This is a genomic window from Actinoalloteichus hoggarensis (assembly GCF_002234535.1).
GTDB lineage: Bacteria > Actinomycetota > Actinomycetes > Mycobacteriales > Pseudonocardiaceae > Actinoalloteichus_A > Actinoalloteichus_A hoggarensis.
Window position 1 is genome coordinate 6595592 of record NZ_CP022521.1, and the last position, 11126, is coordinate 6606717.

At 68.8% G+C, this 11126-nt stretch carries 11 protein-coding genes; 3 read left to right on the top strand and 8 right to left on the bottom strand.

Translation table 11 applies throughout. The features are described 5' to 3' along the window. Nucleotides 1–22: 22 nt before the first annotated feature. Entirely contained in the window at nt 23–1345 is a 1323-nt protein-coding gene (locus tag AHOG_RS28105; RefSeq protein WP_093944893.1) for an aminotransferase-like domain-containing protein, read from the top strand. A 387-nt stretch (nt 1346–1732) separates the two neighbouring features. Further along, on the top strand, nt 1733–2680 hold the full coding sequence (locus AHOG_RS28110) for a D-alanine--D-alanine ligase family protein (RefSeq protein WP_093943994.1): 948 nt from the start codon (nt 1733–1735) through the stop codon (nt 2678–2680). A 105-nt stretch (nt 2681–2785) separates the two neighbouring features. Here AHOG_RS28110 and AHOG_RS28115 read toward each other — a convergent pair whose 3' ends face one another. The 3 genes from AHOG_RS28115 to rsmG form a co-directional block, all read right to left on the bottom strand. After that, nucleotides 2786–3781, bottom strand: a complete 996-nt coding sequence (locus tag AHOG_RS28115) for a ParB/RepB/Spo0J family partition protein (RefSeq protein ID WP_093943995.1) — start codon at nt 3779–3781, stop codon at nt 2786–2788. After that, nucleotides 3778–4677, bottom strand: a complete 900-nt coding sequence (locus AHOG_RS28120) for a ParA family protein (RefSeq protein ID WP_169725920.1) — start codon at nt 4675–4677, stop codon at nt 3778–3780. Before AHOG_RS28120 ends, AHOG_RS28115 begins: the two co-directional genes overlap by 4 nt. A 147-nt stretch (nt 4678–4824) precedes the next feature. Then, complete coding sequence (rsmG, locus tag AHOG_RS28125) at nt 4825–5511, bottom strand: 16S rRNA (guanine(527)-N(7))-methyltransferase RsmG (protein ID WP_245857118.1); 687 nt, start codon at nt 5509–5511, stop codon at nt 4825–4827. Nucleotides 5512–5918: 407 nt separating this feature from the next. On the opposite strand from rsmG, the gene coaA reads away from it, so the two are divergent. Beyond that, nucleotides 5919–6848 (top strand): type I pantothenate kinase, encoded by a 930-nt coding sequence (coaA, locus tag AHOG_RS28130; protein WP_093943997.1) that lies wholly within the window; start codon nt 5919–5921, stop codon nt 6846–6848. A 937-nt stretch (nt 6849–7785) separates the two neighbouring features. On the opposite strand, the gene AHOG_RS28135 is transcribed toward coaA, so the two are convergent. The 5 genes from AHOG_RS28135 to rpmH all read right to left on the bottom strand — a co-directional run bounded on the left by AHOG_RS28135 (nt 7786) and on the right by rpmH (nt 10420). Further along, on the bottom strand, nt 7786–8343 hold the full coding sequence (locus tag AHOG_RS28135; protein ID WP_184451056.1) for a Jag family protein: 558 nt from the start codon (nt 8341–8343) through the stop codon (nt 7786–7788). A gap of 76 nt (nt 8344–8419) precedes the next feature. Continuing rightward, a complete protein-coding gene (yidC, locus tag AHOG_RS28140) occupies nt 8420–9490 on the bottom strand; it encodes a membrane protein insertase YidC (protein ID WP_093943998.1) in 1071 nt (356 codons plus the stop codon). A 4-nt stretch (nt 9491–9494) separates the two neighbouring features. After that, the gene (gene yidD, locus AHOG_RS28145) at nt 9495–9803 is read right to left on the bottom strand and encodes a membrane protein insertion efficiency factor YidD (RefSeq protein WP_075743233.1); all 309 of its coding nucleotides are present in this window, start codon (nt 9801–9803) and stop codon (nt 9495–9497) included. Then, a complete protein-coding gene (gene rnpA / locus AHOG_RS28150; RefSeq protein WP_093943999.1) occupies nt 9800–10270 on the bottom strand; it encodes a ribonuclease P protein component in 471 nt (156 codons plus the stop codon). The genes yidD and rnpA overlap by 4 nt, the downstream gene beginning before the upstream one ends. Nucleotides 10271–10282: 12 nt before the next feature. Next, nucleotides 10283–10420, bottom strand: a complete 138-nt coding sequence (rpmH, locus tag AHOG_RS28155; protein ID WP_093944000.1) for a 50S ribosomal protein L34 — start codon at nt 10418–10420, stop codon at nt 10283–10285. Nucleotides 10421–11126: the final 706 nt, after the last annotated feature.

Genomic DNA, 11126 nt, shown 5'->3' on the forward strand with positions numbered 1-11126 from the left:
GAGACACAGTTCGGAGTGCCGGATGACCAGCCAGGAGCCGCAGCAGGCGTCGCGCAGCCGCGCGCGCAGTCTTGACGCCCATCTGAGCCGCTACGCGGCCAGGACGGCAGGGATGACGGCATCGGAGATCCGAGCGCTGTTCTCCGTGGCCAGCAGGCCGGAGGTGGTGTCGCTGGCAGGGGGCATGCCGAATCTCTCCGCGTTGCCGATGGAGTCGCTCGCCGGCGAGGTCGCCCGGCTGGTCGCCGACGAGGGCCAGGTCGCGTTCCAGTACGGCTCCGCGCAGGGCGTGCCGGAGCTGCGCGAGCAGATCACCGAGGTGATGGCGCTGGAGGGCATCAGCGCCCATCCCGACGACGTCGTGGTCACCGTCGGTTCGCAGATGGCCTTGGACACCGTCACCAGGATCTTCTGCGACCCCGGTGACGTGGTGCTGGCCGAGGCTCCGTCCTACGTCGGCGCACTCGGCAGCTTCACCGCGTATCAGGCGGAGGTCGTGCATGTCGCGATGGACGAGGCGGGTCTGATCCCGGAGGCGCTTCGCGCGGCGCTCGACTCCGTCCAGGCCGCCGGGAGGCGCGTCAAATTCCTCTACACGATCCCCAACTTCCACAACCCGGCGGGCGTGACCCTGGCCGTGTCCCGCCGGGCCGAGGTGTTGGACATCTGCGCTCGACACGGGGTCCTGGTCATCGAGGACAACCCCTACGGGCTGCTGGGCTTCGACGATCAGATCTATCCCGCGTTGCGGTCGATGGACGCGGAGAACGTCGTCTACCTCGGCTCTTTCTCCAAGACCTTCGCCTCGGGGCTCCGAGTCGGCTGGGCGCTGGCGCCGCACGCGGTCCGCGAGAAACTCGTGTTGGCCTCCGAGTCCGCCACCCTCTGTCCACCGACCTTCAATCAGTTCCTGGTCTCGCGCTATCTCTCGACTCATGACTGGAAGGGCCAGGTCAAGAAGTACCGCGAGGTCTACCGGGAACGCAGGGACGCGATGCTCAGCGCGTTGGAGCAGCACCTGCCCGACGGCTGCACCTGGACCCGGCCCGACGGCGGGTTCTACGTCTGGCTGACGGTCCCCGAGGGGATCGACACCAAGGCGATGCTGCCGAGGGCGATCACCCAGCGCGTGGCCTATGTGTCGGGAACGGCTTTCCATGCGAACGGCTTCGGCAGCAGGCAGATGCGGCTGTCCTTCTGCTACCCCACGCCCGAACGCATCCAGGAGGGCGTCCGCAGGCTCGGGGGCGTGCTTCAGGACGAGCTCGAGCTGCTGGCGACCTTCGGCAGTGTCCCTCAGCGACCGCGTCTCGGCGCCGACTCACCCGGGCCGGACACCGCCTGACGGCGGCCTCGGTGTCACGTGCCCGAGGCTCCGGTGCCCGTGCCGTCGGCACGAGGCCACCTCGCCGAGCGCCTGCGACCGACCTGGGCCTATGCGCGTCGCGGGCGGTCTCCCGACGGGACCCCCGCCCACGGCCTGCATCGGCACGTCGACCGACCCGCTCGCGGTGACGCGGCCCCTCCCGGGGAGTGTCGTCGACGCGGGGCGGGTTCCCCTGTCATGGTGTGTCTCGGCTCGACCGAGAAACGATCTCCGAGCGCACGGCGCGGTCTGATCCCGCCGTCGCCATCGGGTGTCGCCCGTGATCGGCCGGGCGGGCGCTCGGGCCGATCCGGCCCGAGCCTCCTGGACTCCGAGTGCTCGAACAACCAGTCAAGGGAGTGGCAAGTGTCAGATCGTTGGGTGGCGGTGCTGTCGGGAGGGCTCTCCCACGAACGGGACGTCTCCTTGCGCTCCGGTCGCAGGCTGTCCGCCGCGCTGCGCTCGGCGGGCGTCACGGTGGAGGAGTGGGACGCCGATTCCGAGCTGTTGTCCCGGCTGGGTGCGCATCGCCCGGACGCCGTGGTGGTCGCGCTGCACGGCGGGGAGGGAGAGAACGGCGCGGTGCAAGCCGTTCTGGAGATGCGCGGGGTTCCCTTCGTCGGGACCGATTCGCGCTCCTGCCGTCGGGCCTGGGACAAGCCCTCCGCGAAGGCGGAGATCGCCGCCGCGGGTCTGACCACTCCGGACTGGATCGTGCTGCCGCACAGCACCTTCCGTTCGTTGGGCGCACAGGCCGTCCTGGACGGAATGGTCGAGCGGCTGGGTCTGCCGCTGATGCTGAAGCCGGATCAGGGCGGATCGGCGCTGGGCGCCCGGGTGGTGCGCACCGCGGAGGAGCTGCCCGCCGCGATGGTCGGGGTGCTGGCTTACGGCGACGCCGTGTTGGTGGAGCGCTTCGTCGAGGGCACTGAGGTGGCGGTCGGAGTGATCGACACCGAGAAGGGACCGATCGCGCTGCCCGCCGTCGAGATCGATCCGACGGGCGGGGTCTACGACTACACGGCGCGCTACACCGCCGGGCTCACGACCTTCCACACCCCGGCGCGGCTGCCCGAGACCCAGGCCGCGGAGGTGGGGGAGCTGGCGGTCGCCGCGCATCGCCTGCTCGGCCTTCGCGACGTCTCACGGACCGACGCCGTGGTGGGCGCCGACGGCCGGGTGCACTTCCTGGAGGTGAACGTGTCACCGGGACTCACCGAGACGTCGTTGCTCCCGATGGCGATCGAGGCGGCGGACCGCTCATTCGGAACGGTCTTCGCCGAGTTGATCGAGCGGGCGATCGCTCGCTCCTGATGATCTCGGCTCGCCGGCGGTTCGAGCCCTTGGTCGAGTCGCCGGCAAGCCGAAAAGGAAACGTCACCGTGACGAAAGGGGTCGGTGTGACGGGATGCGGCTCTTCTATGTCTGAATAGTCCGATTTTCCGCCATCATCGTCACGATGCGCTCCAGATCATCGACCGACCCGAACTCGACGACGATCCGACCCTTCCGCCTGCCGAGTTCGACCTTGACCCGAGTATCGAAGGCGTTGGACAACCGATCGGCGACATCCTGAAGTCCCGGTGCCTGCATCTGTTTCCGGGGAGCGGCCTTCGGCTTCGCGGGCTCCTCCAGCCGAGACAGCCGGACCGCCTCCTCCGTCGAACGCACCGACATGCCCTCCCGCACGATGCGCGCCGCGAGATCCTCCTGCGACTCCGCGTCGTCCAGACTCAGCAACGCCCGAGCATGCCCCGCCGACAGGATGTTCGCCGCCACCCGACGCTGCACCGGCAGCGGAAGGTTCAACAGTCGGATCGTGTTCGTGATGACCGGACGGCTCCGCCCGATCCGCGACGCCAACTCCTCGTGTGTCACGTGAAACTCCTCGAGGAGCTGCTGGTACGCCGCCGCCTCCTCCAACGGATTGAGCTGCACCCGGTGGATGTTCTCCAGGAGCGCGTCCCGGAGCATCGCATCGTCCTTGGTGCGCCGGACGATGGCCGGGATGTGGGGGAGCCTGGCCCGCTGCGCCGCTCGCCAGCGTCGCTCGCCCATGATCAGCTCGTACTTGCCGCCGCCGAGTTCGCGAACCACGATCGGCTGGAGCAGACCGAACTCCCGAATCGAGTGCTCGAGCTCCTCCAGCGCGGGCTCGTCGAAGACCTGCCGTGGCTGCTTCGGGTTCGGCGTGATCGAGGCGATCGGCACCTCCCGATAGACCGCGCTCGCGGTCTCCTCGCGAAGCAGCGCCTCCAGCCTGGCCTCGGCGGAGCTCGACTGTGCCGTCGGGGGCCCGGCTCGACGGTCCCCACGCTGTGGTGCGTCGGTCGCCGCCCCGGCATCGGCCGCGGGCGGCCCACTGGGAATCAGCGCGGCAAGCCCGCGACCGAGTCCCCCCCTGCGTTCCGTCATCTGATCTCCAACTCGGCTCCCTTGACGGCCATCTCCCGAGCCGCGTCCAGGTAGCTCATCGCGCCACGAGAACCCGGATCGTAGGTCAGCACCGTCTGCCCGAAGCCCGGCGCTTCGGAAACCTTGACGCTCCGTGGGATGACCGTACGCAACACGAGATCACCGAAATGCTTGCGCACCTCGGCCGAGACCTGGTCGGCGAGCTTCGTCCGGCCGTCATACATCGTGAGCAGGATGGTCGACACCCATAGCGAGGGATTGAGGTGCGCGCGCACCAGGTCGATGTTGTTCAGCAGCTGACCGAGTCCTTCCAGCGCGTAGTACTCGCACTGGATGGGAATGAGCACCTCCGGCGAGGCGACGAGCGCGTTCAGCGTGAGCAGCCCCAGCGACGGCGGGCAGTCGATGAACACGTAGTCCGCTTCGAGCTGATCCAGTGCCTCGGGGGAGAGCGCCTCCTTCAGTCGCGACTCTCGGGAGGCCATGGACACGAGTTCGATCTCGGACCCGGCCAGGTCGATCGTGGCCGGCACGCAGACCAGGTTGTCCGACTGAGTACTCACCGCGGCCGCGTCGTTGATGCTGATCTCGCCGAGCAGCACCTCATACACGGACGGGGTCCCGGACCGGTGGTCGACACCGAGCGCGGTACTCGCGTTGCCCTGCGGATCGAGGTCGATGACGAGCACCTTCAGCCCGCGCAACGCCAACCCTGCGGCAAGGTTCACCGTGCTGGTCGTCTTGCCGACGCCGCCCTTCTGATTCGCGACGGTGAGAATTCTTCGTCGCGCCGGCCGCGGCAGGTTCTCACTCGGATGCAGAACCTTGGTGGCTCGCTCCGCCTCCTCCGCGATCGGCGTCCACGAGGAGATCTGCTGATTCTGCGAACCGTTCACCGGTGCGAGCCTCCCCCGAACGCCGTGGACATCCCTGTGCGGCGTTGTTTCACGTGGAACATGCCGTGCTCCGATCTGCGCCAGAGGTCGTCGGCTCCGCCCGTCCCCACGCCTGAAACGGGTCGCGTCGATCGACCTGGAAATCCGTCACCGATCTTTCCTGGAGTTCCGTCGAGTGTCACGGCCTTGAGCGGCTTTCCCCCGCTCGACCACGATCACCGTCGTCGGCTCCGTCACGAGCCCCTCTCCGCAGGAGGCGAGCTCCTGCCGAGAGCCCCCTACGGCGGCCACCGCCGCCGCGTCTCTTGCCATCTCCTCCGCCGCCGACGCTCCCTTCAGCGCCAAGAGGCGTCCCCCGGGCCGGAGCAGCGGGAGTCCCCAACCCGCCAGCTTGGCCAACGGTGCGACCGCCCGCGCGGTCACCACATCCAAGTCCCGCAGACCACGCCGCACTCCCGGCTCCTCCGCACGCCCCCGGACGACGGTGGTCGACAACTGCAGCTCGGCCACCACCTCGTCCAACCACGCGACCCGTCGGGCCATCGGCTCCAGCAGAGTGAGCCGTAGATCGGGGCGGGCCAGCTGCAGCGGAATGCCCGGCAGTCCCGCACCGGACCCGACATCCACCACCCGACAACCGGCCGGAATCAACTCGCCGACCACGGCGGAGTTCAGCACGTGCCGAGTCCACAGGCGATCGACCTCACGAGGGCCGATCAAGCCACGCTCCACACCGTGTTCGACCAACAATTCGACATAACGACGAGCTGCGGGAAGTCGATCCCCGAACAGCCGCTCAGCCGCGGCGGCCACCGCGGCGGCCTCGCCCTCCACCGACGACCCGCCGCCCGACGATGCGCCGCCTTGCGCCGCCCCGGCGTCGCTCGCGAGGGACGAATCCCGCGCCGAGACGCCCGTCGCGAAGGTGCCGGCGGGGGAGCCTGCGGCATTCGTCGTGGAGGAGTCCGCCGGGCAGTTCGTCGGGGAGGGGTCCGCGCTGGAGTTCGCCATTCCGCCTATCCATCATCTGACGTTTCACGTGGAACACGGCCGCGAGAGCCAGTCGACCGGGACAGGTCGGCGTGCAGTCGCCTGGCGCCCGTTTCACGTGAAACACCGCCTTCGGCCCGGTCCGGGTCGACGAAGAACAGTGTCCCGCATGTCGCGGTCGACACAGCACGCACCGCGCCGATAGCTCACATCATGTCGCATCGGGCGATTCGGAGTCGCACACTGCACAGGTGCGACCGACGACCTTAGACACCTCGCCCTACGTCGAGCTGAACCGCGACCTGTGGCGAGGACTCCGCGATGCGACACCGCTGCCGCTGACCGACGACGAACTCGCGGGCATGCGCAGCCTCGGCGACGCGATCTCTCTCGACGAGGTGGCCGATATCTACCTCCCATTGTCTCGGCTCATCAATCTGCAGGTGGCCGCGCACCAGGCGCTGCACACGACCACCACCCAGTTCCTCCGCGAGCCCAGCATCCGCACGCCGTTCGTCATCGGCATCGCGGGCAGCGTCGCCGTGGGCAAGAGCACCACGGCACGCATCCTCCAGGCGCTGCTCGCTCGGTGGCCGGATCATCCCCGTGTCGACCTGGTGACCACCGACGGGTTCCTGCTGCCCACCGCCGAGCTCGACCGGCGCGGCCTGCTCAAGCGCAAGGGGTTCCCGGAGAGCTACGACCGGCGCGGCCTGCTCCGCTTCCTCGTGGACGTGAAGTCCGGACGCTCCGAGGTGCGCGCCCCGGTGTACTCCCATCTGAGCTACGACATCGTGCCGGGGGAGCACCAGCTCGTCCGGCAGCCCGACATCCTGCTGCTCGAGGGGCTCAACGTCCTCCAGACCGGCCCGAGTCTGACCGTCTCGGACTTCTTCGACTTCTCCATCTACGTCGACGCCCGCCTCGGCGATCTCCGCAGCTGGTACGTCGATCGCTTCCTCACATTGCGCCGCACGGCCTTCGCCAGCCCGGACTCGCACTTCCATCGATACGCGAGCCTGGACGACGCGGCGGCCCGCACGATCGCCACCGGGCTCTGGACCGAGATCAACGAGCCGAATCTCATCGAGAACATCGCGCCCACGCGAGCCCGCGCCACCCTCGTCCTCCAGAAGGGAGCCGACCACTCGATTCACCGAGTGCGCCTACGGAAACTGTGATACTCGCCGACGATCTTCCCGCGGCAAGCGGGCCGTCCGTGGGCGGACTCGAACTCGCCACCTCGACCGACGAACCCGAAGTCGGTGAATCGACGCGGCCGCTGTCGCACCGGGCCCTCCACATGGCACGCCGTCGCGGCGCGGTCAAGGCATGGCGCGACGGGTGGAGACGAAGGCGGGGAGAGACGGCACGGGGCATCCGTCCGGCGCGGGGCCCCGCCGTCGGCAGTGCGCCGGTGGCCTTCGTCGATGACTCGCGGTGGCGGATGCCGACCGGCCCGCGTCGCCCGTGCGATCGCCCTCGACCCACCCTCGTCTCGAAGGTCGCCTCACTGGCATTCACATCGCCTCGGCCCCGCGTCTCGCGTCCACCTGCTCGACCGCGACACCGAGCCGGCGCACTTCGATCCGACACGCTGCGGACCGGCGCCACGCTCTCACGGACCAGCCGGGCCGCTGTGACGGTTCCGCTGTCCGTCGGGTGGAGTCCGGTGCACCGATCCGACCGGCCGACGGACAACGATCCGTGTCCCGGCGAGTTCGGCCGCCGAAGACTCCGCCGCGCCCGGTCTGTCGGGCCACCGCCACGGCATCCGGGCATCCGGGCATCCGGGCATCCGGGCATCCGGGCATCCGGGCATCCGGGCATCCGGGCATCCGGGCATCCGGGCATCCGGGCATCCGGGCATCCGGGATCTGATCCTGCCGCCGGCTCTCCGGGGAGAGTCGGCGGCCTGCGCAATCGCGTGGCGGGTGACGGGGCCTCTACCCCGACTTCGACACGGGCTGCTGGGCCAGGCCCGCGGCGAACCCCGCCGCTCCGCGCTGACTCACCCAGCACCCCGACCGGCTCAGCAGGCCCGACCTGAACATGCGAAGGGCCCCGTCTCTCGACGAGGCCCTTCGCATGTTTCACGTGAAACGCATCGATCAGCGGTCAGTCGGCAGGCAGCACCACCACGCGCCGCTGCGGCTCCTCGCCCTCGCTCTCGCTGCGGACACCCGCGACGGCCGCGACGGCGTCATGCACCACCTTGCGTTCGAACGGGGTCATCGGGTTCAACCGAACCGCCTTGCCCGAGTCGCGAACCTGCTCGGCGCTGCTGCGCCCGAGGTCGGCCAAGTCCGCGCGCCGCTCGGCACGCCAGCCCGCGACGTCCAGCATCAGCCTGCTGCGCACGCCGGTGGCCTGCTGGACCGAGAGCCGCGTCAGTTCCTGCAACGCCTCCAACACGGCACCCTTGGTACCGACCAGGCGCTCCAGATCCTCGCCGCCCTCGATGCTGACCACCGCACGGCCCGCTTCGACGTCGAGATCGATGTCCCCGTCGTAGTCGAGCAGATCCAGCAGCCGCTCCAGGTAATCGCCTGCGATGTCGCCCTCGCGGACGAGCAGCTCCTCGCTGTTCTCTGCGGCGCGGGGAGCCGCGTCGCCGTTCTCTTCGGCCGCGTCGACCTCGTGGTCGACACCGGTCACCTGCGCGGTGTCCGACACCGGCCTCTCCTCTCCGTGAGTGTGTCCAGCAGACGGGCTGTGTCTGCGGCAGCGCCTACCGCAGGACGAAATCGTCTCAACGACGCTTCTTGGACTTCTTGTTCGCTGGACGCTGGCGCACCGGATCGGTCACCCCGTTCCGGCCTGCCTCCGCCGTCCCGGACTGGTCTGACGTGGCGGCCGTCGAAGTGGTGTCCGCCTTCTTCTTCCCCGCCGCGGCAGAGGAGGGCGCCGCTCCGTTCTGACTCTGCGGCGTGGAGGACTGCTGCTTCGACGCCTCGGCCGGTCGCTTCTTGGCGGCGGACTTCGGCTTCTGCCCGGGCTTGGGTGCCAATGCCTGCCGGGTGGCCTCCGCCTTCGCGTCGGCCTCCGCCTTCTTCTTCGACTCCTCACGGTCGATGCGCTGGTAGACCAGGTGCTGCTGGGCAAGGGTCCAGCTGTTGTTGCTCAGCCAGTACAGCAGGATCGCGATCGGGAAGAACGGACCACCGAACAGCACGAAGAGCGGGAAGATCCACAGCATCAGCTTGTTCATGATCGCGGTCTGCGAGTTCGACGTGGCGGCGGGGTTCATCGCCTGCCGCTGCACCGAGTGCCGCGCCGTGAAGTGCGTCGCGATGCTCGCGATGATCGCGAGCGGGATGGCCACCAGCGCGATGCTCGTGATGCTCGCCCCGAGCACCGGGTTGGAGATGGAGGCCGACAGCGGGGCGCCGAAGAGGGTGGCGGCCCGGAAGGACTGGACCTCGGCCTCACCGAACACATAGACCGTGTCGTGCACCGAGAACCAGCGCAGCACGTGGAACAGACCGATGAACACCGGGATCTGGACCAGCATCGGCAGACAGCCGCCGAGCGGGTTCACCCCGTGCTCGGACTGAAGCTTCTGCATCTCCATCGCCATCTTCTGGCGATCGTTCGAGTACTTCTCCCGCAGCTTCTGAATCTGCGGCGCGAACTCCTGCATCTTCCGCATCGAGCGCACCTGGCTGATGGCGGGCTTGAGCAGCAGGAGTCGCAGGGTGAAGACCAGGAAGACCACGGACAGCGCCCAGGCGATCCCGTTGTCGGGGCTCAGGATGAACCCGAAGACCCGATGCCAGAACCACATGATGGCTGACACCGGGTAGTAGATGAAGTTGAGCACGAAGCTACTCCTCGGCGCGATTGTCGTTGGTCACCATGGTCTCCTCGGAAGAGTCTCGACGAGGAGGAACGGGGTCTAGCCCGCCTGGGTGCCAGGGACCGCACCGGCCGAGCCTGCGCAGGGTCAACCAGATACCCCGCGCGGCGCCATGGACGGTCAACGCCTCGACGGCGTAGGCACTACAGGTCGGATAGAAGCGACAACTGGCCGGGAGCAGCGGAGAGATCCACCGCTGGTAGGCACGCACCGGCAGCAGCAGGACACGACTGACCGGTCCGGCACGTCTGGCGGCCTCGGACCGATCGTCACTCACATCCCACCTGCCTGTTGCTGGTCGTTCTCGGCTCGACGTCCGGCCTGCGCATCGGCGGTCGGGTCGATCCCGAGTCTGCGCAGGGCGCGGTCGACGTCCGCCGCGAGCTGCTCGCTGGTCGACTCCGCGGCGGGCGGCAGCGCTCTGACGACGACGTCGGTGCCCGGCGGCAGCGCGGCCAGCCGGGCGCGGAAGACATGACGGAGGCGACGAGAGACTCGGTGGCGCACCACGGCGTCACCCACCGCCTTGCTCACGACAAAACCCACCCGAGCACTGCCTGCTCGGGTGGGGGTGGACCGCTGACCCTCGGCCATGGCTTCCTCCGCAGTGCTGGACGTGCCGTCGTCTCGGCGCAGCACCGCCAGCACGTGCACGACGACGCGAGGTCGCCCCGCCCGGCGTCCGCGCCGGACCACCGTGGAGAAGTCCTGACTTCGAGTCAGCCTGGCCGCCGACGGAAGCACGGCCTGAGTGGGTCAGGCCGACAACTTGTCGCGACCCTTGCGCCTGCGCATGGCGATGATGGCGCGGCCGGCGCGGGTGCGCATACGCAGCCGGAACCCGTGGGTCTTGGCCCGGCGACGGTTGTTCGGCTGGAAGGTGCGCTTGCTCACGGTCGAGTCTCCCGGTTTCACTACAGCTAGGGTCTGCGGTCTTCGCCCTGGCAGGTGCTCGGCGGCAGGCGCGCCGCCGCCACTGACGGTGAACGCTCTGCCGTCGCCGACGACGAGAAGCATCCGTCGTCGTCACGAACCGCGGGTCGGCCGCACCTCGAGGCCCGGCACTAGGCGCGGGACCAGCGGTGCGAAAGACCAGAGTACGTGACACCGGGCGATAGACCGCACGAGACTACGTGCTGCGGCCTGGTCCACTCAAACCGGACCATCCCCGCGCACCGCTGTTGATCAAGGAAGAGTGGGATACGGTACGCTCCCGAACCACGAGACACCCGATCCGATCGGCGCGCCACGCCGATCCACTCCTGAATCTCACCCGACCGCGCGGGGCGCCTTGTGGCTGAGCCCGCCGCTTGTTAGCGTGCCCCTCTCCGCCGATCCGACACCGGAGCCCGCACGTTCGACGACACGCCTCGTCCGGCAGCCCGCGAGACATCTGCAGGCCCCCGGGCGGGAATCGGTCTTCGCTTCGCCGTACCTTCATGCACAGCTTGTGGACAACTCTGTGGATTGTCGACCCGATTGTGCACACCACGGCGTCAGCATGATCGGTTCATGACCGCGGACCGGTTGCCGAGGGGCGGCGATCGACGCGGAACCCGCTGCCAGGCGGGCGGTGCGGTGAGGGGAGGGGAGCACGTCG